We start from the raw sequence: 22,701 nt of genomic DNA, 5'->3' as shown, positions 1-22,701 counted from the left end.
GCACGGCGCTGAACAAGAGCAGTTCGCCGCTGGCGGCGGTCAGCGCGTGGACAGGCCAGCGCAGCGTCAGGTCAAGATGAGGGTGCCATCCAGCAGCAGGCGGCGCTCCGCGTCCGCGGCCACAGCGCAGGGGCCCACGGGAGGCAGGGCACCGACGTGACCGCCGCGTCCCCCGAGATTCGCGGCGCCGCCTTCGCGCAACTGCTGGCGGACACCGGCCTGGACGGCGGCGAACTGGTGGTGTGGGAGCACGGCCGCCGTGCGTTCGAGCGGCTCCAGAAGCGCCTCGCCCGCTGAGGCAGCGGCGCGGTTCGGTCCGGGCTGTTGCGCTGACAGTGACATGGGGGGCGGAGGGCCTGGACGCGGCTGTGGACGCTTATGCCGCGTACATGGCTCACATCTTGAGCTGTGGTGAGTGGGGGCGGGTGCGCTGTGTTGTGGGGGTAGAACCTGGTGGAGGTCTACCGGCCCGAGGTGCGCCGCCGCAGGTGTTCAATCCTTGCCGTCGGTGATCAGGCAGGTACCGGCGAAGTGTGGCCGCTTTTGCCGGAAGCGCGGGACACGACCCGATGCTCCGTCTACAGTGCTTCCGTTGCGGCCGGGGGAGGGAGCCGGGGACATGGACGAGCAGCGTCTGTCGGGCCACCGGGCGCTGGTGGTGGGGGTCGAAGGCCCTCGACCGGATCTGCGCGATGAGTCCGACTCCGGGCTGCTGCCGATGACGTACGCCCCCGGATACGCCGAGGAGCTCCGCACCGTCCTGGACGACCTTCGCTATCGGCCGCACGCCGCCGGTCCGGACCCCGCCGGCTCGGCGGAGGCCTTGGAGAGGGCCCTCGATTCGGTGCTGTCCGCCGGCCCGGGGTTCGTGGTGGTGCATGTCCTGGCGCACGGCGTCACAGGCGCCAACAGCGGCGCCGTGTACATGGTCGGTGGGGACGGGCAGCGCACGGTTCATGACATCGAGCACTGGATCAAACGGGTCGAGGACGCGGAACCGGCCGAGGACGCGCCGAAGGTGCTGTTCCTGCTAGACCTGTGCTTTGCCGGACGGGTGGCCCGGCTGGAGTGGCAGCACGTCGTTGACGCCGCTCGGCGGCGGGCCTGGGTCATCGCCGCCGGCGGGATCGGCGAGGAGACCTACGACGGTCGCCTGACCCGGGCCGTCACCGAGGTGCTCAGGCGAATCGCGGACGGGGAGGCCGACGTGCACCCCTCCCTTCCCTACGTTCCGCTTTCCCTGTTCTGCCGACGGGTCGTCGATCTCGTGCAGCAGTACGCGGTCGACGGGTATCCGCAGGCAGTGACCACGCCCTTGGCTGCCCTCGACGGCGCCGACCTCCCTCATCTGACGTTCTTTCCGAACCCGGCGTATGAACGGAGCGCTTCGCGGTCCGGTGTAGGCGTCTCCGTGGACCGTACGGTCGCGGCTCTGATCGAGGAGATTGCGGACGTGACCCACTTCACGGGCCGCGCGTCCGGTACGGAGGCGGTGTTATGGAAGGGCGACCACGGCTTCTTCCGGGGCAGAAACGACGAAGTACGGGTCCTCTCGGCCTGGTTACGGGGTGACGGCCAAGACGTGCTGGTGGTGACCGGCAGGCCCGGGGTCGGCAAGTCCGCGCTGCTGGGGGTGCTGGTCTGCGCGGCGCACCCGGTCCTGAGGGACAAGGCGCAGGGGCTGTGGCTGGGGCTGCTCAAGGACCCGCCCCTCGCGGTTCGGAATCTGGCGGTCGTGCACGCGCGCGGGCGCTCCGTGTCCGAGGTAATGGCCGCACTGGTCCGCCAGTGGAGTCTTGGGAAGACCCCGAAAGTGGACGATGTGGTCGGCGCTTTGCGTGACCTCCCCAGGCCGCGGGTGCTGGTCCTGGACGCGCTGGACGAGGCGGAGCACCCAGAGGAACTGACCGAGGCGCTGCTGCAGCTCGGCGGGGCCTGCCGGATGCTGATCGGCGTCCGATCCGGGCGTCGTTTCAAGTCCCTGTCCTCCCGCGTCGGCCAGGGCCGTGTCGACCTCGACAAGGTGCCCCGGAGCCGCCTGGACGACGAACTGCGCACGTACCTGTACGACGTCCTGACCGTCCAGGGACCCTATGCGAGGAGCGAGCACGGGGAAACCGCCCGCCTGGTCGCGGATGGCATCGCTCGAAACCTGGTGCGACGCAGAGTGCCGGAGTACGGCGAGTTCCTGGTGGCCGCCATGTACGCGCGCTATGTGCTGGACCGGCCCGTACCGAACGACCTGGCCGAGGTGGAACGGATCTGCGATACCGTGCCACGCGATCTTCAACAGGTCGTCGACCTGCATCGGAAACAGCATCCCGACGTTCCGTGGCTGCCCGCCGTTCTCTCCGCCCTGGCGTTCGCCCACGGCGCCGGCATGCCGGAAGAGGTAGTGACGGCCACCGCCGCGGCTTTCCGGGACGGCACACCGCGGACCGAGCAGATCCGGCAGGCGTTGGACGCAGCACGCTTCTTTCTGCGCCGCGACATGGACGGCGAGGGCAAGGCGGTGTACCGCCTCTTCCACCAGGGCCTCGCCGACGCACTCCGTTCCCAGTCGGGCGGCGGCACGGGAGCGGTGTGGACGCACCTGCTCACCCTGGTCGGCACTCCCCGCCGCTGGGCATCGGCCGAGCCGTACCTGCGGCGCCACGCGGCACACCACGCGGCCGAAGCCGGGAAGCTGGACGAACTCCTCGCGGACACGGAGTTCGTCGTCCACGCCGAGGCCACGAGCCTGGAATCACTCCTGCTGCGACTCGACGGCCCGCACTGGCTGCCGAAATGGGCGCGGCACTCCCACCGCCTCACACCGCTCGCCCGCCTGTACGTCGAGACCGCCGACGTCCACCGCAAGCTGTCGCCCTCCCACCGCCGCCAGGTCCTCCGCGTGGCAGCGGCCAAGAAGGGCGAGCAGGAGGTGTCCCTGGCCTTTACCGGCAGCGGTTCCTGGCATGCCCGCCGGGTCGGGCGCGCGCCGCAACACGACGCGAGGCAGGAAGCAGTGCTTTTCACTCCGTGGGGGGAAGGATTGGGGCAAGGCGTCGCCAAGGAGGATTCCAAGGTCACGGGGCTCGTGCCGGTCAGCCTAGGCGGACCGCCTCACGTCGTCACGGCTTCCGATGACGGCGTGGTCCGTGTCTGGGACTTGCGAGAGGGCAGGGTCGTCGCCCGTGGGGCCTCCCGCTGGGACCTTGACGAGGACTGGAGCGTCACCTGCACCGTCCTGGACGGTCTTGTCGTCTCCATTCACCACATCGACAGGTCGGGTGTCAGCGAATCACGTCTCAACGTCTGGGACCTGGCGGTGAACCGCTCTCCGAAGGCGAGGACGGAGACCAAGCATGTGTTCGTCGCAGTGGCCGCGACCGCCGTACGGGATCGGCCGATGGTGGTCCTGTGCGGCTATCGGCGGACGTGGAAACTCGGAGCTTTCGGATCGCTGGTGCTTTGGGACCCGTCCGGGGAGCCGCAGCTCGGCGAGCCGCTCCTCGACACCGGGGCCCCGCTGTCCTGTGTGGCGGCCGGGTCACTGGGCGGCCGTCCTCATGCGGTCACCGGCGGGCAGGACGGTGCGGTGCGCGTCTGGGACCTGGAGGAGGGCAAGGAGACGCGCGTGCTGACGGGACACGAGCGTGCGGTGATGTGTGTGGCGTTCGCATCGCTGGGTGGCCGTGCGCATGCGGTCACCGGCGGGCAGGACGGTGCGGTGCGCGTCTGGGACCTGGAGGAGGGCAAGGAGACGCGCGTGCTGACAGGACACGAGCGTCCGGTGTGGTGCGTGGCGCTCGCGTCGGTGCGCGACCGTCCGCATCTGATCACCGGCGGAGGCGACCGCACACTCCGCGTCTGGGACCTGATGTCCGGGACCGAGGTGGGGGTTCTGTACCTGCCGGAGATGCCGACGGCGCTCGCGGTGGCCACGGACGGCACCGTCGTCGTCTCCCTGGCCGATACCGTCCTCGCTCTGGAACTCCCGCCCCGTCTGCGGCCGATGGCGCCGTGGACTGCACAGCCCGTTCGAAGCGACGACTTACCGGAGGCACCTTCATGTCCTTGATCGTCGGTGTTCACGGCATCAGGAACCACTTTCCCGGACACGCCCCTGAAGACGTCGCGGCTCAGAAGGCCACGCTGTGGGCCGAACACCTCGCCGCAGGTCTCGGCAGCCCGCTCGACGACGGTGACGTGGCGTTCGCCTACTACGCCCACCACCTGTGGCGGGACCTGCCGGTCGCCCAGGGCTTGTACGACGGCCTGGACAACCTCACCCCGGCCGAGACCGAACTGGCGGGACACTGGCTGGAATGCCTGGACCTGCCCGAGGTCACCGTGCAGGGACGCCTGACCGTGCCTGTGCGGCATGCCGTGGAGATGCTGGCGAAGCGTTTCGACCTGGACGGTCCTCGCCTGCGGATCTTCAGCCGTGCCCTGCTGCGCGAAGTTGGCGCGTACATACGCGTGCCGGATGCCCCGGCCCGCCACGCGGCCCGCGAGGAGGTCGCCTCCGTGATCGCTGCGCACCGGCCGCGGGTGGTCATCGCCCATTCCCTCGGCACGGTGGTGACTTACGAGGCCCTGCATGCCCATCCCGAGCTGAGCGTCGATCTCCTCATCACCCTGGGCTCACCGCTCGCCCTCCCGCATGGCGTGTTCCACCGGCTCCAGCCCGCACCGATCGCGGACAAGGGCGCTCGCCCGCCGGGGGTTGCCCACTGGGTGAACGTGGCGGACCGAGGCGATCCCATCGCGGTGCTGCGGCCGCTGAGTCGGTACTTCGCGGGAGTGGAACTCGATCTCCCCGAGCTCATTGGCGTGTTCGCCTACCACGGCGTGGAGAAGTACCTGCGCACTCAGGCCGTCGCCGACGCTGTGAAACCGTACCTGCCGCTGCGCTGAGCCACCGGCGGCTGGTCCGGCCAGGTGAGGGCGTACGCCGGGTCGCCGTCGTGGCGTGGGCGCGCAGCTGCTCGGCGGTCTGCGCCCCAGTTTTCCGGGGTGTCCAGCCTGGTGGTGATACCGCTTGCGGTCACCGGAGGCGTATCGGCTCCATGTGCCTCCGGCTGCGGAGGCCAGCTTGGCCGTGGTGACCCGGTGGTAGCTCAAAGCCCCAGCGACGACCGGGGCGGGCATCTCCACCACGTGCTGCCGGATCGCGGCGGTGCGGCCGGCGGAGTTGGGCTGGAAGGGCTTGGTGAGCTTGCGGGCTGAACACCACAGCAGGAGGTTCCGGATGGTATTAAGGGCGTGCTGGTTGTGTTCGGCGTGTCAGGCATCGATGCCGGTCTGGCCGCAGGTGACGAGGGTGTGGTCGCGATCAGCGAGCCAGAAAGTCTCCTGCCGAAGATCCGGCATGCGCCGGGCCGAACTTCCCCAGGAGGTCGGTGGGTCTGTTCAGCAAACTTCCCTTCCAGAGCGGTCAGCACGACACAAGTGCCATGCTCGAACAGCACCTACGACTTACGAGGGTTGGTGAGAAACCGCTGCCAGGCATCCATCCGTATCTCGGTGTTCACGCCGGTCATCACGCCGCAGAGCATCGCAGGCGCGGAGGCGTTTTGTCACCGGCCGTTCGTGGAGCCGGCACTTTCTGTTGGGAAGCCCGAGACCGACCTCAAGAACTCGGCGGACACGAAGTAGGGGTTGTCGACAGCGCCCAGCACCTCAATCTGAACCGCGTCCCCGTCACGCTCCATCACGCGGTACGCGTCGCCGACTCTCAGCCTCAGGCCGCTGCCGTCTTCGCCGTCGGAGACGACCTCGAAGACCTGGTCCTTCGTCGCGCAGGGCGCGTTCTTCTTCGCAAGACTGACCTTCAATGCTTTGACGGCCTTCTTCGCTCCGGCCTCGGCGCCTCGCCCGATCCCATAGCCGCTCACGCTGACCACAGTCACACCGATGACTGTGGCCTTCGCGGGCCCGCCAAGGGCCTTGATGACCTTTGTTATGGTCTGGTAGGCACCGAGATTACCCATCCGCGTCTTTCCTTCCACCCGTATCCTCCGATCCTATCGACCGATCTGTATCTGATCCGGGCGTTGAGCAAACGAAGGCGCCTCAAAGATGATCGCGGAGGCGCAGGCGCCCGGCGTAGCCCCGGCGTTGTGTGACTCAACGGCTCTGGCGGACTGGGGGGGGCAGGCCAGGGTGGAGTACTGGTGAACTCGCGTTTTCAACCGTCGCGAGTGCTGCCCAAGCGGTCGGTGTAGTCACTGTGTGTGCTGGGGCGTCGCCATCAAGCAGCCGCACCGGCCGCGCTCACCTGGACTGAGGTGAACAGTGCGCATCCGTGCACACAGGACTCATTACCTGGGCGGTAATCGCGTGGCCGGGCCGGAGGCGGCATGGTGAAGATATCGGGTTTCAGGCCGGCGCACGGCCGGAAGCGGACCCAAATGGCCTGAAGGACGGGCCGCTTCACCCGAGCGGCGACGCCCCTTCGTTTCCCCGGCGGTGCCTGCCTCGTCCTGATACGGCCTGGCGCGCGATGGTGAACGTTGGGTGTCTTCGTAATACCGCTTTCCGCGCTTCTACACCGGGTCGGCGATGGGACACGGGATGCCGGACAGCCGCCTGGCGTTGGGTCGTTGGTGCGTCCGGCCTTCGTGCGAGGCACCTTGTGTTTGCCGCTCGGCAAGGGGGACGGCGGAGTTACGTGCGGCGAACAGCTGGGCAACGCTTGTCGGATGGCATGTTCAACCTCTTGTTGCAGGGGTGTCTACGCGCGTATCTTTCGCCACAACTCCCGAGTTGCCCCACCTCCCACACGTCAGGCACGCCCCGTTCACGCCACCTTCTGCAAGAGAGAGTCCACGTGTCCTCACGCATACCGTCGACCCTGCGTGGCAGAAGCGCTAAGGCCGTCCTCGTAGCGCTTCCCCTCGGTCTCACCGGTTCGCTCATCGCCTTCCCGTTCGCCGCCCAGGCCGCCCCGTCCTCCGACGCCGTGATCTCCGAGGTCTACGGCGGTGGCGGCAACTCCGGCGCGTCCCTCACCCATGACTTCATTGAGCTGGGCAATGCCGGGACCGCGCCGTTCGACCTCAGTGGCTGGTCCGTGCAGTACCTCAGTGGCTCGCCCAGCCCCACGTCCAAGTGGCAGGTCACCCCGCTGTCCGGCGCCGTCCCCGCGGGTGGCAAGTACCTGATCCAGGAGGCCCAGGGCTCCGGCGGCGACACCGCTCTGCCGACCCCTGACGCCACCGGCTCCATCGCCATGTCGGGGACCAGCGGCACCGTGGCGCTGGTCCACTCGACCACTGCTCGCACCTGCCTGACTGCCGCCGACTGCGCGGCCGACGGCGCCATCAAGGACCTGGTCGGCTTCGGCACCGCCGTGGTCCGCGAGGGCAGCCCCGCCAGCGGTGCCGGCAACACCACCTCCGTGTCCCGCGACGCCAAGCTCACGGACAGCGACGACAACTCGGCTGATTTCACCGGCTCCGCTCCTGGCCCCAGCAACAGCACGGGCGCAAGTGGTGGCGGTGACCCGTCGCCCACGCCCACCCCGACGCCCACCGACACCACGCCGGGCCCGCTGCGCATCCACGACATCCAGGGCACCACGCGCCTCTCCCCACAGAACGGGAAGACCGTCACCAACGTGCCAGGCGTGGTGACCGCCGTACGCGTCACCGGCTCGAAGGGCTACTGGATCCAGGACCCCACCTCGGACGACAACCCGGCCACCAGCGAGGCCATCTTCGTCTTCACCGGCTCCGCCACCCCCGTGGTCAAGGTCGGCGACTCGGTGCTCGTCTCCGGCAAGGTCAGCGAGTACTACCCCGGCGGCCAGAACAGCGGCACGCAGTCCGTCACCGAGCTGACCGGCCCGACGGCCAGCGTGCTGTCCGCCGGCAACAAGCTGCCGGCGGCCGAGGTCATCGACGCGGCTACGATCCCCGACTCCTACGCGCCGAAGGTCGCTGGCGGCAACATCGAGTCTGAGCAGTTGGAGCCCGGCACGTACGCGCTCGACTGGCTGGAGGCCCACGAGGGCATGCTGGTGCAGATCAACGACACCCGCGTGGTCGGCGCGTCCAACGCGTACAACGAGACCTGGATCACCACCAGGCCCCAGCAGAACCCGACGCCGCGCGGCGGCACGGTCATGACGGGCTACGACAACCCGAACTCGGGCCGCCTGCTGATCACCTCACTCACCAGCGACCAGCTCCAGGCCAACGTCGGTGACACCCTCACCGGCACCACCACCGGCCCGCTGGACTACGCCACCTACGGCGGCTACAACATCCAGGCGACCTCGCTCGGCACGGTCACGTCCGGCGGACTCAAGCCGGAGGAGGCGCAGAAGGGCAAGTCGAACGAGCTCTCCGTCGCCACGTACAACGTCGAGAACCTCGACCCGACCGACCCGCAGAGCAAGTTCGACCGGCTGGCCGAGGGCGTCGTCAACAACCTGGCGACCCCGGACATCATCAGCCTGGAGGAGATCCAGGACAACAACGGTCCCAAGGACGACGGCACGGTCGCGGCCGACAAGACGATGACCCAGTTCATCGACGCCATCAAGGCGGCCGGCGGCCCGACCTACGACTGGCGTTCCATCGACCCGGTCAACGACCAGGACGGTGGCGAGCCGGGCGGCAACATCCGGAACGTCTTCCTCTTCAACCCCGCGCGTGTCAGCTTCGTCGACCGGCCGGGTGGCGACGCCACCACTGACGTACAGGTCGTCAGCGACGGCAAGAAGGGCGTGCAGCTCTCGGCCTCGCCGGGCAGGATCAACCCCACCTCCGGCGCCTGGAAGAGCAGCCGCAAGCCGCTGGTCGGTGAGTTCGCCTTCCGCGGCAAGCAGGTCTTCGTCGTCGGTAACCACTTCAACTCGAAGGGCGGCGACCAGCCGCTGCACGGCGCCACCCAGCCGCCGGTGCTCAGCTCCGAGACCCAGCGCCTCGCCCAGGCCAAGGAGGTCAACTCCTTCGTCTCCAGCCTCCTTGCCAAGGACGCGCAGGCCAAAGTGGTCGTCCTCGGCGACCTGAACGACTACCAGTTCTCCAAGCCGCTGCAGACGCTGACTGCGGGCGGCGTCCTCACCGACCTGATCAACACCCTGCCTGTGGGCGAGCGGTACAGCTACGTGTACGACGGTAACTCGCAGACGCTGGACCACATCCTGGTCTCGCCCGCGATCAAGAAGCCGACGTACGACGTGATCCACATCAACTCGGAGTTCTCCGACCAGACGAGCGACCACGACCCGCAGGTCGTCCGCATTAAGTGAGCGCACCCACCTGCTGACCGACGGGTTGGGCGAACACGCGACCAGGTACAGCCCAACGCGTCGTCAGTATCTGCGGTTACACACCACGCCCACCCCCGCTCGTGCAAGTACCGTGCACAAGCAGCGGCCCAGCCATGACTGCCTAGAACGGTGCTCCCGAACCCGTGGCGGTCACGGCAGGCGCGGTGCGTGCCGATGTGAAGGCTGCTGGTGAGCCGACTGCTCCGCGTGCTGCGGCTGCGCCGATGGGATATCCGGGCGGGCGGCCGCCCGCCGTGCGATGCCCTCCAGGAGCCGGTTTGCCATCGCGGTGATCTCCGCCCCGCGCCCCACATACGGGGAGGGCGCCTCGCTGCGGTGGGCCCGCTGGCCGGGCAGCAGATCGCCCAGTTCGCTGTAGCGGGACAGGTAGGCGGGACTGGCGTCCTGTCTGAACTGGGGTGCGATGACGGCGTCTACCGGAGGGTCGAAGGGGGCGTGGTGGGTGCCCCACGGCCGGTCCGGCAAGCTCCAGGACATGCCTGCCGGCTGCACGTCGATGCCCGGCGAGTTCACGAACCGTAGCCACGAGGCTCTGGGGTCGTGTTCGGGCAGTTCCTCGTGCGCCAGGGGCCTGATCCGGAAGGTCACGTGTGTCGGCGGCGCGTGTTTTCTGGTGTCGAAGATCTCTTCTTGTGCGAGGTCCTCGAGTGCCTCGAGTCTGGTGGTGCGCCACGCTGCGGTGGCTGGCAGGTGGCCGTAGCCGATGTGGTCGAGCAGCATGCCGACCCGCACGACAGTGTCCGCTGCGGCGTCATGGACGAGGCGGTGCAGGCCGGGAGGGAGGAGCAGTCGCATCCCGCCGTGCAGTTCGTGAAGGGCTGGGTCCAGCGGTTGCGCGTCGGGCTCACGGTACTGGGGGGCGTAGTGCCGGGCCTCAGCCTCCATCGGCTGGCCGTATCGGTACACCGCCGAGCGGTGGCCGTCTACGCCGTGATACCGGTTCTGGTAGGCGTTGCGGGTCTTCTGGCCGGCCACGCCGACTGGGTCGAAGTAGTGGGCCCACTCGGCTGGCGGCCGGTTGTGGACGTTGCGTTCCGGCGCGGGCTCGCGGTAGCGGTCCCACCACCGTGTCCCTTCCGGGCTCCGCCCGCCGTGGTCGATCCACGCGGTGGGATGGGAGGCGTACAGCGCGTCCATGAGCACCGAGGCCAGGCCCCGCTTCTGAAAGCGGGGCTCCACCTCCAGCATGTCGACCTGGACGGCCTGCCCGTCGGGGTGGACGAAGAAGTCCAATATGCCGCCGTGTCCGTCGGTTGCGGACACGACCTCCTGCCGGGGCGCCGCGAAGCTCCGGGCCGTGAGGGCCCGGTCGGGACGCCGCCGCAGCAGTACTGCCGCGGCCAGGGCGGCGAGCACCGGCAGGGGGGCGGAGGCGGTCAGGCACAGGCGCAGACCGTCGAGGAACGCCTCGGAGACCGCGCCCAGCGCACCGGCGGCGTCCGCGCCGAGGACAACGAGACGTTCACTACCCCGAAGCCGGCCGGCCCATCAGACCTTGGGGCGCCCGTGTCGAACGAGGCCCGCGTGCGGCGGGGGAGTGACAGGGATGAACGCGACGGGACGAGAGAGGCCCCAGCGGTAAGCGGACCGTCATGAGCCTGGAATCCGCCGGTGCGGTATTCCACCCGAACGGCCTACATCCTTCCGTTTCGGGTGTGCGGCGTTCCCCTGTTCGGCCCCCTCTGGAGACAGACCGACAACCGCCGCGTCCTTCCCCTCCGGGAGGCGTCATGGTCGTGTTCGCCCTGCTCGGCCCGGTTCTACTCATGCTCATGATGTTCGCGCTGGACGCGTTCGAGTACCTCTTGTTCCCTCCGCCCCCTCACCCCCCGAGGAGACACCGGAGCAACTCGACAGCCCGCCCTGACGTCTGCCGCGCCGGATGCCGGCCCACCGCGGGCCGCCGCCGCTCGGCGGGCGGGCACGGCGCTGAGCGGTAACGCCCCTCGCAGGGGTGGAATCGCTGGCGCACCCTATTCCATTTCGTTGACCAGCACTGCCGCGCCGTCGAACCGGCCCGCCTTCAAGTCCCGCAGCGCCTGCGGGGCATGGGACAGGGGGTATCGGTGGGTGGTGGCGCGGACACCGTAGCGCGCGGCCAGCGCCAAGAACTCGCGGCCGTCCGTCCGGGTGTTGGACGTGACGCTGCGCAGCTCCTTCTCGTAGAACAGCTCTCGCTGGTAGTCCAGCGGCGGTGTGTCGGTGAGATGGATACCCGCGACCGACAGGACTCCGCCGCGATCTAGGGCACGCAGCGCGACCGGGACCAGTTCGCCGGCCGGCGCGAACAGGATCGCGCTGTCGAGCGGTTCCGGCGGCATGTCGTAGGCTCCGCCGGCGGACGCCGCACCCAGTTCGAGCGCGAGCTGCTGTGACGCCTCGGCACGTGTCAGCACGTGCACGACCGCGCCCTGCGCGAGCGCCACCTGGGCGCAGAGATGGGCACTTCCCCCGAACCCGTAAAGCCCGAGCCGTCCGCCCGCGGGCAGCGATGCCCGCCGTAGCGCGCGGTAGCCGATGATGCCCGCGCACAGCAGCGGAGACTGTGCGATGTCCTCGACATCACCGGGCAGCGGATATGCGAAAGCCGCCGGAACCGTCGTGTACTCAGCGTAGCCGCCGTCGGCGTCCCAGCCGGTGTACCGCGAGTCCGGGCAGAGGTTCTCGGATCCGCGCCGGCAGTACGCGCACGTACCGTCCGTGCGCCGTAGCCAGGCGACGCCGACCCGGTCCCCGACGGCGAACCCGCTCACCGCCTCGCCCATGGCCGTCACCAGACCGACCACCTCGTGGCCCGGCGTCACATGCGGCCGGTGCACAGGCAGGTCGCCCTCGACGACGTGAAGATCGGTCCGGCACACACCGCACGTGCGCACATGCACAAGGAGTTCGTCAGGGCCTGCTACGGGCACGGGCTTCTCGACGAGGCGCAGCGGCGTCTCCTCCACGGGGCCGGGCTCGGCCACCTCCCACGCCCTCATCGTCCCCGGTATGCGACTCGCCATGTGCCACCCCGTCTCGCCACGCGTCGTTGTTCGCAAGGGCCGGTATCACTCAGTCTCGTGCGCAGGCGGGAGCACCGCCACACAGGTAGGCCGTGACACGCCTCGACAACCGCCCCTGTATCAGCTGATCGCGGCAGACGGCTCCCCGTTCCACCGTCGGCAGGCGGCTCCCGTTGCGCCGCTCCGCTGCCTGCGCAACGTCCTGACCGCCGGGTCTAGGATCGGAGGGGGAAGCGTCAGGCGGGCTCCGGAAGCACGCATGGACACCTATGACATCGCAATCCTCGGTGCCGGGGCAGGGGCGAAGATGATCTAAGGTTCGGCAGGTGACCGCCCGGTCGCTGTGGTCGAGCAGGCCCGGGTGGGGGGTGGTGGCCGTTCGTCGCCTGCGTCCCGAGCAAGGCGATGCTGCGTTCCGCCCGCGTGTGGCAGACGGCGGAGAATCCGGAGTGGTCCGCGTTGTTCTCCGGGCGGGTACCGGGGTCGGTCGCCTGCCAGGAAGCGGTGCGCCGACGTGACCGGATCGTGCACGGACGCGACGACTCCGGGAGCGCCACGGCCCTTGGCGCGTCCGGGGCGACTCTCCTGCGCGGCCGCGGCCGCGTGCGTGGTTCCGGAGTGCTCGAGGTCGTCGGTGCCGCTTGCGGGACTACCGAGATCGGTTTCCGCGACCTCGTGATCAGCACCGGTTCGGAGCCGATCCGACCGCGTATCCCGGGGCTCGACGGGGTTCCGGTCTGGACGAGTGACGAAGCGCTGAGCATCTCGGAGCAGCCCGGTTCGATCACCGTGATCGGTGGCGGTCCGGTGGGCTGCGGGCTCGCCTTCCTGTTCGCGGCGTTCGGCAGCCGGGTGCAGATCGTGCAGCGCAACGAACGTCTCGCGGGGTCTCTGCCCGGATCCGTGAGACGTCGAAGCCGCACCGGAGCGCTCCGGTGCGGCTTCGACGTGAGGTCGAATGCGCTGGCGCGCACGATGCGATCGGTGACTCGTGCGGTCCGTGTGCCTGCGGCTCTTTCGGGTGCCTGATTATGATCGCACCCGCTCATCAATCCGTACGAGGGGTGCGTGCCCCTCCCAGCGCGACCGGGTCATCCGCGTGTGGGAGCAGGAACGGCCGGATTTCTGGTACTCCAGCGGCACTTCGTGATGGGGTGTTGAGGCGTCGCGGGCCGGGTGTGCGCGGATGGCTCGAACATCAGAGGGCTCCTCCCATGGAGCCGGACCGGACCAAGTGACCTGCACCGGACGCACGGGACGCCGGAAATGCTCAGGACCGCGCGGCGGCCCGTGCCTCATCGATGTCACCAGGCCCTGAACGGGGGCAACCCCAGATCCGTCGGAACACCGAACGGGTGGACACTGTCATCGGTCAGCATCCGGAAAATGAATTCGGACACCGGCATCTCGAAACGATGCCAATCGTCGGTCGAATCGACGCGTGCCACGATCGGCCATCTGTCCGAATCCTCCCTGCTCTGAGCAAGCCAGTAGAACTCGGCTTCCTCCGCCGTGGACTGAGCCCACGAAAGCAGTCCTTCCTTGCCGGGTTCATATACCGCGTAGGGGCGATAGACGCTGACCGCGTCCGGATGGCGACTCAGCGTCTGCCTGAGCATGGACAAATTGCCGGAAACGCTAAATTCTCCCGATGTGTCTCCGAGGGGGTAAAGGTACTCGCCGAACACCCCCATGCCAAAAGTGTCCACCAGTTGTTTGAAGTCCGCCGGGAGCGTCGCACCAATCTCCTGCTCGACGGTTCCCCAATCGCTGTCCAGGTCAAGCGGCTCATGCGCGGCAAGCTGAGCGATCCTGTTTACCCATTCCATTGAATACGCCTTTCCGAAACAGAAGGGGGGAGGTTGAAGTGGCCTGTCTCCGGGGGCCCGAGCCCCCGGAGACAGGCCACTGCTTCAGGGCCGAAGTCAACCCGTCAACGTCATGGGACGTTTGGAACCGGGAAGCCTCCAGTTTCACCGGTCGAGCTCGCCCAGTATATAGAGACACTCACCGGGATGGGATCGTCCCCCTCGTAGTGGGCGCGCGCCGAATACCAGACCGTCTCGCCGACCGCGAGGCGTCCCGCGATCTCGTCCTCGAATTTGCTCATCACCGGACTGTTCGCGTTCCGGTACAGGGTGACCAAATTCCTTCGGTCCGTTCCGCTGCCTCCGAGCGATTTGGCCAGGAGGTGGCCACGGTTGACCGCCGCCTTTCCGGTCTTTCGGGCTTCCTCAGCACTGTAGTACCCGGCGACTCGATCGTCCGGCGCGTAGGAAGGCGGCCAGGAGGTGCTGGTTCCCCAGATCTCCGACTGGACCCCGGGGAACTTCTCCACACCGTCCGCGTCCTTGCCCTTGAAGTAATTGAAACCTCCAGGGCTCAGACAGGCATCCACGCCCTGAGCACGCCCCAGGCCGTCAAGAGGCATGTAGTACACCATGCTCTGCCCCTTGCCGCAGTCCTGCTGGGTGAAGGGGTACATGTCGGTGCCAGGCTGCCACTCGTTCTTCGTCTTCGGAGTGAGCAGCAGGCCCTTGTCATAGTCGGGCCTGGCACCTGGCGCCGACGAGTAGCCGCCGGGCGCGGTAGCCGTGGGCTGGGACGCCCATGCGAAGACGGATACCGCGATGCCCCAGGGAGACAGGCGACTGAGCAGGCTGCCCCCGCCCGACGCGGCTTCGGCGATCCCCGAGGCGGCCGAGTCGGCAGCGCCCGACAGAGCACCTTCCAGAGATGCGGCACCGTCTTCCAGGACGCTTCCGAGGCTGCTGACAGCGTCCCCGATAGGCCCGAACAGGTGACCGTCGAGCTCCACCGCACTGATCGGGTTGCCGCTGCCGAAGGCGTACCGGTTGCCGGTGTACGGGTCGGTGCCAAGGCCCATATCGGCGAGCGCTCCGTTGTACGAATCCCGGGTGGTGAAGCGGTTGAGGCCCGGATCGTAGTTGCGGAAGCCCATGTCGTAGGTGCCGGACTTGGCATCCCACCGCTTGGAGTTGAAGCGGTAGGGGTTGTACTCCTCCTTCGTCGGGTCGGTGGCCTCGGGCTTGTCGATGCCGGTGAACTCGGATTTGTCGTCGGAGCCGTAGGCGGTGTAGCCGTAGGTGGCCTTGGTGTCACCGCTGTCGTCGGTCAGGGTCTCGACGTCGGTGTGGGAGTTGTAGCCGTAGTAGCCGTCCTCCGTGGTGCCGTCGTCATTGTGCTTGACCTGGGAAAGACGTGAACCCCACGGGCTGTACTGGTAGGACTTTGTCAGCTCGCCGGCGACATCCTCCCCGAGCACCTCGCTGGAGAGGCCCAGGTAGTTGTAGTCCGTGGTCTTGCCGTCGGCGGTCTCCGACGCGGTGCGGTCGAGCGGGTCGTACGTGTACGTCGTCGCCTTCAACGAGCCGCCGGTGCCCATGTTCTCGGACTTGGCGACATGGTCGAAGCCGTCGTAGGTGGTGCGCCCGATGACCTTTCCGTCCGAGATGGTGGACTGCTGGCGGCCGAAGGGGTCGTAGTTGTAGTTCGCCGTCGCGCTACCTGTGGCCGCCGTGAGGAGCCGGTTGCGGTCGTAGGTGTAGGTGGTGGTGACGTCCTTGACCGTCTGGCTGATGACGTTGGCGTTGTCGTCGTGGACGTACTTCTCGGTCGCGGCGCCGTTGCCTGTCTTGACGGACTGGGAGAGCCGGTCGGCCGGGTCGTAGGTGTAGTCGGTCGTCGAGGACAGGTACGCCGAGTGGTTGTCGGCGTTCATCTTCTTCGTGACGTCCTGCGCCTTGTTGCCGTTGGCGTCGTAGGCGTAGGTGTGCGAGGAGACGAGCACGCCGTTCGGCTTGTTCTCCGTCGTCGACTTGACGGGGCCGTCGGCGAAGTAGCTGTAGTCGACGGTGTTGCCGTTGTCCTTGGTCTCCTTCAGCTTCTGCCCGAGGTCGGTGTAGGTGTACTGGGTGACCTTCGGGTCCCCGCCCTTGTCGGTGACCGTGATCTTGGCGACCTGATTGCGCAGGTCGTACTCGTAGAGCGAGTTCTGGTCGGGGTGGGTGACGGTCAGGGGCTGGCCGTTGGCGTCGTACGTGTACGACGTCACTTCCTTGTCCTCACCCGCGAGCGCCTCGGTGACCTTCTGGACCTGGTTGAGTCCGGTGTAGGTGACCGTGTAGGCGTCGACCTTCGTGTTCGACGAGGTGTCGTCGATGTCGGTGAGGTTGCCGTTGACGTCGTAGGTGTAGGTGAAGTTCTTCTTCTCCTTGTCATTGCCGGCGTCGACGGAGTTGTCGCGGACCAGCTTCACCCCGTCGGCGACCACGGTGCCGGTGCTCGAGACGCCGAGCTTCAGCGACGCGTCCTCCCCCTGCTTCAGGGTGTAGGAGCCGAGTGACACCCACGTGCCCGCGCCCTGGGTCTGGTTCTTGGTGACCGCGGGTTCCGTGGCGGTGCCATGAGTGAGCGTGTAACTCGCGGACGTTGCCGCGCCGGTCACCGCCGGGTACTTCACGTACGCCTTGTAGCTGCCGTCGGCGGGAACGTTCAGCGTCCAGGTGAAGGCGTCCGTCCCGGTGCCCGCGGCGTGCTCGGCGTGGTCGTAGCCCTGCTGGCTCTCGGTGTCCTTCGTCGTCCAGATGCCTGTGGCCTTGGTGTTCTGAGTGTCCGAGTTGTCGACCAGGACCGTGTTCCAGCCGGCCGGCACACCGTCGTCCGCTTTGGACTTCAGCTTGCCGTCGGGGTAGTAGTCCCACGTCATCGTGCGGTTGGAGGACGTGTTGTCCGGCGAGGGCACCTCTCCACCGGGTGTCAGCGTCCTGGTCGTCTGCTGGCCGAGGTCGTTGTAGTCGTAGGTCGTCGTGATGTCCCACGGGTCCTTCGACGACTTCACCCAGCCGTTGTCGAAGTACTCGTTCGTCGTCTTGTTACGGACCGTCTGGCCTTCCGACGGCGGCAGCGAAGTCCACTTCACCCGCCCGATCTCGTCATACTCGGTCTGCGTGTAGACGTTCGGGTCGTTGTAGCGTGCGTCGGCCGGGTCGTAGGGCTGGTACTTCTTGACCGGCCGGTTCAGTGCGTCGTACTGGGTGCGCTGGGTGAACGCCTCGGTGCTCCCGGCGGCCACGGCCCTCGGGGTGATCACCTTGGTGGTGTTGCCGACCTGGTCGTACTCGAATCGCGTCGTCCGGTAGGTCACCGAGTCGCCGCTGCCGTCGTGCGGAGTCTTGACCTCGGTCTGTTTGCCACGCTCGTCGTACGTGATGTGCGTGGTGTTGCCGGCCGGGTCGGTGGAGGTGACGACGTTGGAGTCCTTGTCGTACTCCTGCTTCGATGTCTTCCCCGCGGCGTCCGTGGTGCTGATGACACGGTGGTCGAGGTCGTAGACGGACTTGGTGGTGAAGTCGTCCGGATCGGCGGAGGCGGACTTCTTCGGGTCCATGACCATCACGACGTTGCCGTCGTCGTCATATCGGTAACTGATCGCGTCTCCGGCCGAATTGGCGACCGAGGTGACCTGGTAGATCTCGTCGTAGTGGTTGGTGGTGACGAAGTCGCCTGCTTCGGTGGTGAGATTGCCCCTCGGCTCGGTCGTGGTCAGCAGGTTACCGACCCTGTCGTAGGTGTAGGAGGTACGCCGCTCGCCTGAGGTCGCGGTGTCCTTCGGCGCGGTCCCCGAGACGATCTGGTCGGCCTCGTCGTACACCGCTTCGGAGACGGCTCCGTTGGGGGCGGTCGACTTGACGACGTTGTCGTTCTTGTCGTACTCCGGGGCCGGCGTGGTGATCAGGTCACCCTTCGCCTGGTCCATTGGCACCGTCTGGACCAGCGGGCGACCGAAGGTGTCGTACGTCTGCGTGGTCGTGTGCTGCAGCGCGTCCGTGACCTGAAGGACCTGGCCGCGCTCGTCGTAGACGAACTTCGTCTCCTTCTGCAGCGCGTCCCGCATCACGTTCGGGAATCCGGTCGGCCCGAACTCGTCGTTGGTGGAGGTGTTTCCGTTGGCGTCGGTCGTCTTGGTCTGCTCGCCGTAGGAGTTGTACTCGTAGGCCGTGGTGTAGTCACCGGCGGTCGCCGTGGCGACACCCTTGGGGTCGGTGACCGTCTTAAGGTTGCCGAAGGTGTCGTAGCCGAACTGCCAGGCCCGCCCCTCCGGGGAGGTCTTGCGGAACAGGTCGGCGGCGTAGCCGTCGGCGCGGGTCTGGTACTCGTACTTCGCCGCGTTGGCCGGCCACTTGGACGCGTCCGTGACACAGGTGGACGTCTGGTCCGGGACACCTGCCTTGTTGTTCTCCGCGTCGCGCTGCCAGAGTGGGTAGCCCGTCTTGGGTTCGTAGCAGTATGCGGTCTTCGCGCCGTTGTCCTCCTCCAGGTAGATGACGTTGTTGTCGGTGTCCCAGCTCATCTTGGTGGTCTGCGACTTGGCGTTCACCGTCTGTACCGGGCGGCTGAAGTCGTCGGTGACGTACTTCGTGGCGTGTGACTCGGCGTCGGTGACGGTGGTGTCGGTGAACTTCGTGTTCGCCGTGTCGACCGCATAGGCGAACCCCGTGGTGCCCTGGAGACGGTCGGTGATCGACTTGGTCCACCAGTGGTACTTGGGGTCGTCGCCGTCCTTGGGCGCGTAGTAGTCGAGCCTGGTGTCGTGGCCGCGCGGGTCGGTGACGGTGACCAGCTTGACGTTCTTGTTGCCCTGGGTGGCGTCGTAGGTGAAGGCGAAGACCTTCGGCTGGGCGGACCCGGCGCCGTCGGTGAGCTCGGTCAGCAGGCCCTTGTCGGAGTACTCGAAGGCGAGCTTGCGGCCGGAGATGTCGGTCATCGACTTGACGTGGTCGATGATCTGCGGGGTCTTGGTGTCGGCTTTGGTGTAGTAGTCGACGCTCAGCGACCGGCGGCCGGCCGGGTCGGTGATGTAGACGAGGAACTTCGTCGGCTTGTTGTTGGACTTGCGTTCCTCATAGGTGTACGTCTGGGTGTTGCCGTTCTTGTCGACCGTCGAGGTCAGGTAGCCGTCGCAGCCGAAGAAGAAGCGTGTGCCGTCCGGGCGTAGCAGGGCCCAGGCGTCGGGGATGGGGTCCTTGTTGGGTGTGCAGTCCAGGCCGGGTTTCTCGGTGACTTGGTAGTGAACGCCGGCGGGGGCCTTCCAGGTGCCGTCGTCCTTCTTGGTGAAGACGTGGGTGGTGCCGTCACCGTCGGGCAGGCGGATCTCGGTGGGGTGGGGGTTGGGGTGGAAGTCCAGCGGTGCGCCAAGGCGGATGGGTCCGGCGGCCTGTCCGGACCAGCCGGCGCCGAGGACGGTGTCCGAGGTGTCCAGGGAGTTGTAGGAGAAGCGGGCGAACGTGGTCAGGCCGCGTCCGGGATTGGTGAAGGCGTTGTAGGACCAGACGCTGTTGCCGGAGGCGAGGTTGTTCATCACTGTCGAGCCGGCTCCGGTGTTCTTGCCGGTGTAGGAGTAGAACTTCTCCAGCCCGAGGGTGTTGGAGGTCGGGTCCTCGACCGCCACGTTCTGCTTCAGGCCGGGTATGCCGCCGCTGCCGGCGGACAGCCAGGTCCCGGCCGTCTTGTCGTACACGTCCCAGGTCAGGACGTAGTCGGTGCGCTTGTTGCCGCTGGCCGAGTTGATGGGGGTCTTGACCTGTGCGTGCAGGGTGACGGTGTCACCGGGGACGACGTCCTTGGGCAGCGCGGTCTGGACCTGGTTGCCGCCGTTCGTGACGTCGGTGCCGTCGGGCAGTTTCCAGGTGTAGGCCAGCACCTGGTCAGCGGCTTTCCAGACGGTGTTGGTGGTGTTGGTGAGGGTGAAGTCGACGGTGTAGTCGGAGTTCGGCGTCATCCGCGCCGGAGTGCCGGGTGCGTAGTACGTCGAGTCGGTGGTGGAGTCGATGTAGGTGACGACCATCCGCGGGTGCAGCCGCCTCTCGGGCGCCTCCGTCGCCAGGAAGACGGTGCGTTCCTGCTGGGCCGACTCGTTCTGTGTCTTGATCAGCACGCCTTGGTCGCCACCCGGTGCGGTGACCCAGCCCTGCACGAGGGAAGTGGCGTTCCAGTCGTGGCGTGCGGGGTCGTTGGTCACCCCGGCGACCGTGTCCGCGACGGTTGTGCCGGTGTCACCGCCGGGTGTGGTCCAGCTGGTGGTGGAGTTCGCCTTGTTCCAAGTGGCGGTCTCGTCGAAGTCGCGCTTCAGGGAGCGCAGTTCATAGACTGTTCCGCTGGCGTCTGTGGTGGTCTGTGTGCCCCACAGACGCAAGGTCGCGTCCAGGACCCGGCCGGTGGCCGGAATGCCCAGGGCGGGGAACTTCAGGGCCGCACGGGTGGTGCCGTAGGTGGCCGAGTTGTTGCCGACGGTGAGCCAGTTCTGGGGTGCCCCGTCGGTGATCGTGTCGTGGGCCGTGTTCGGCTCCGCCGATGACAGTGTGGTGTCCTGCGCGGCTTCGACGACCTTGACGGTGCGGCCCGCCTTCGGCAGCCGCACCAGCTGCGTCGGCGCGGGTATCACCGTGCCGTCCTTGGTCTTGACGGCGACCATGTAGTAGCACGCCCGCCCGAACGGGTCGGCGCTGTCCGCCGGTGTCGGGGTCGCCGAGGTGTCGGTGTAGGCGGTCGTGCCAGACGCGACCGGCGCGACCAGTGTGGCGGCCGACGGGGTGAACGTTTGGAACACCGAGCGGTGCACCTGGTACTCGACGATGTCGTCACCGCTGGCGGGGGACGGGTCCGTGTAGGCCGACCAGTTCAGCTCCGCGCCGGTGTCGTGGATCGTCGTCGGGGCGTTCAGCTCTACACCCGGCCGGCCGTAGGTCAGTACCAGGCGGGGGTAGTTCGCCGTCTCGTCCCCGTAGGCGAACTCGCTTCCCTCGTAGCGAGGGCCGCCCTTGGGGGCGCTCGCGGACTCGTCACCCGCTTTCACCACGAACCCGTAGTTCGGGTTCGCGCCGTCGATCCACGACTGGACCGTCTTCGTCACCGGGAACGAGTGCCAGACGTCGACCTGGTTCGGCTGCTTGGTGACGACACCGCCCTTGGTGAAGCGCACCGCGTCCGCGACCACCGCGGTGCTCGCCGAGGCCGGACCGTCTCCAAGGACCACCTTGCCGGCCGTGCCGGCCTTGAAGGAGTGGGTGCCCAGGGTCTTCCACCGCCCGCCGGAACCGGCCTGCTGGTCGACGCCGTACGTCTTGCTGCCGCCGCTGTACGTGACGGTGTAGGGCGCGTTGCCGGCCCGGTCCGAGGCCGGCACGTAGTGCGCCTCGACCTGGTAGTCACCGTCCTCCGGCAGGCTCGGCTGCCAGGTGTAGGTGTCGCCGGCCACCGTGTCCTTGTTGTACAGGTAGTCCTGGTTGACCGCGTACTGGGTGTAGTCGGTGTTGCCGGATGCGGGCCAGGAGCCCTTGGCCGCCGTCGTGCCCGGATCACCGTCGTCGACCAGGACCGAGGTGCCCGACAGCTCACCGGTCAGATCCTTGGTGCTGTTCCACGTCGCCTTCGACTCGCTCCACGCTGCGGTGGCCCGGTGCGCCTCCAGCTGCACCTCGGTGTCACCGGCGGTGTGCGTCTGGTCGTAATACAGGTTCAGATCGGCCGAATCCAGCTTCGTCCCGGCCGGAACATCCGGCAGCGGGAACCTCAGCAGGGCCCGGGAGGAGCCGGTGCTCGTGTTGCCGACCGATAGCCGCCAGTTGTCGTCATAGTTCGTGTCCGGCCCGTCCGAGGAGATCATCACGTCCTGCGCCTGACTCGGCGTCGGCGCGATCGCGATCGTCGGGTCCACCGTGACCGGATACTGCCGCTCCTTCGCCGCCAGCCACTTCGCGTCCGGAGTCACGGTCAGCTTCCAACCCCGGGCGTCCCGGGACAGCTTCTGCCCGACGGCTGTGCTGTAGGTGAAGCCGTACGGCGACCGGGCGTCCTTCCTCGCGTCCGTCATGAACGGCGCCGGGATCACCAGCACCGGCTGTGGCGCCTCACCGTAGAAGGCGACCGAACCGTCCTTGGCCGCCTTCGGCGTAAGCCCGTCCGTGTCCAGCGTGAACGTGAACGACACCGGTCCGGTAGGGCGTTCGGCCAGGGTGATGTTCTCCTTCACCCGGCCGGGACCCACCTCGTACGACAGGTCCGCACCCGCGACCGCGTCTCGGTAGGTGACGGTGTTTTCCTTGGCCACCGGCTTGAGCGTCTTGCCCGCGCCTTCCAGTCCCACGGTCACCGCATGACCGCCGGCGGACTCCACCCGCACCAGTTCGCGCGCACTGTCACCGAACCAGCTGCGCGTGGCATTGGTGGTGTTGGCGAACTCGAAGCCCTTCCGCGTGGATTTCCCGACCTTCGGGTCGATGCCCTTCCACGACTTCCCGGCACGGTACGAGGTCGGCACCACCGACACCTCGGCCTGTACCCGGCCGTCCGACAGCTTCCAGTACCGGGCGTTCGCCGTACGCCGTC

Annotated in this window: 9 protein-coding genes and 1 pseudogene; 5 read left to right on the top strand and 5 right to left on the bottom strand. The window is 67.6% G+C overall.

Annotated features, from left to right (window positions below; all coding sequences use genetic code 11):
• Nucleotides 1-156: 156 nt before the first annotated feature.
• The 3 genes from TNCT1_RS35690 to TNCT1_RS34530 all read left to right on the top strand — a co-directional run bounded on the left by TNCT1_RS35690 (nt 157) and on the right by TNCT1_RS34530 (nt 4,902).
• A complete protein-coding gene (locus TNCT1_RS35690; RefSeq protein ID WP_160160454.1) occupies nt 157-297 on the top strand; it encodes a hypothetical protein in 141 nt (46 codons plus the stop codon).
• 322 nt (nt 298-619) lie between these two features.
• The gene (locus TNCT1_RS34535) at nt 620-4,063 is read left to right on the top strand and encodes an AAA family ATPase (protein ID WP_143640108.1); all 3,444 of its coding nucleotides are present in this window, start codon (nt 620-622) and stop codon (nt 4,061-4,063) included.
• Nucleotides 4,054-4,902: a hypothetical protein gene (locus tag TNCT1_RS34530; protein ID WP_143640106.1), complete on the top strand. Its 849-nt coding sequence runs from the start codon at nt 4,054-4,056 to the stop codon at nt 4,900-4,902. The genes TNCT1_RS34535 and TNCT1_RS34530 overlap by 10 nt, the downstream gene beginning before the upstream one ends.
• A gap of 662 nt (nt 4,903-5,564) precedes the next feature.
• Here the strand turns inward: TNCT1_RS34530 and TNCT1_RS34525 are convergent.
• Complete coding sequence (locus TNCT1_RS34525) at nt 5,565-5,978, bottom strand: hypothetical protein (RefSeq protein ID WP_143640104.1); 414 nt, start codon at nt 5,976-5,978, stop codon at nt 5,565-5,567.
• A gap of 839 nt (nt 5,979-6,817) precedes the next feature.
• On the opposite strand from TNCT1_RS34525, the gene TNCT1_RS34520 reads away from it, so the two are divergent.
• The gene (locus TNCT1_RS34520; protein WP_235903051.1) at nt 6,818-9,247 is read left to right on the top strand and encodes a lamin tail domain-containing protein; all 2,430 of its coding nucleotides are present in this window, start codon (nt 6,818-6,820) and stop codon (nt 9,245-9,247) included.
• A gap of 171 nt (nt 9,248-9,418) precedes the next feature.
• Here TNCT1_RS34520 and TNCT1_RS34515 read toward each other — a convergent pair whose 3' ends face one another.
• Both TNCT1_RS34515 and TNCT1_RS34505 read right to left on the bottom strand, forming a co-directional pair.
• Nucleotides 9,419-10,552: a hypothetical protein gene (locus TNCT1_RS34515; protein ID WP_143640102.1), complete on the bottom strand. Its 1,134-nt coding sequence runs from the start codon at nt 10,550-10,552 to the stop codon at nt 9,419-9,421.
• A 710-nt stretch (nt 10,553-11,262) separates the two neighbouring features.
• Nucleotides 11,263-12,270 carry a zinc-binding alcohol dehydrogenase family protein gene (locus TNCT1_RS34505; protein ID WP_174266551.1) on the bottom strand — a complete coding sequence of 336 codons (1,008 nt, stop codon included), beginning with the start codon at nt 12,268-12,270 and terminating at the stop codon, nt 11,263-11,265.
• A 405-nt stretch (nt 12,271-12,675) separates the two neighbouring features.
• On the opposite strand from TNCT1_RS34505, the pseudogene TNCT1_RS34500 reads away from it, so the two are divergent.
• Nucleotides 12,676-13,323: pseudogene (locus TNCT1_RS34500) on the top strand (FAD-dependent oxidoreductase); the annotation flags it as partial.
• A 275-nt stretch (nt 13,324-13,598) separates the two neighbouring features.
• On the opposite strand, the gene TNCT1_RS34495 reads toward TNCT1_RS34500, so the two are convergent.
• Both TNCT1_RS34495 and TNCT1_RS34490 read right to left on the bottom strand, forming a co-directional pair.
• The gene (locus TNCT1_RS34495; RefSeq protein ID WP_143640096.1) at nt 13,599-14,123 is read right to left on the bottom strand and encodes a hypothetical protein; all 525 of its coding nucleotides are present in this window, start codon (nt 14,121-14,123) and stop codon (nt 13,599-13,601) included.
• 110 nt (nt 14,124-14,233) lie between these two features.
• The gene (locus tag TNCT1_RS34490) at nt 14,234-21,979 is read right to left on the bottom strand and encodes a DNRLRE domain-containing protein (protein ID WP_308789301.1); all 7,746 of its coding nucleotides are present in this window, start codon (nt 21,977-21,979) and stop codon (nt 14,234-14,236) included.
• Nucleotides 21,980-22,701: the final 722 nt, after the last annotated feature.

Origin of the sequence: Streptomyces sp. 1-11, assembly GCF_007176755.1 — a bacterium.
Lineage (GTDB): Bacteria > Actinomycetota > Actinomycetes > Streptomycetales > Streptomycetaceae > Streptomyces.
Note: the sequence above shows the minus strand (reverse complement) of the source record. Positions and strands in the feature narration are given on the sequence as shown.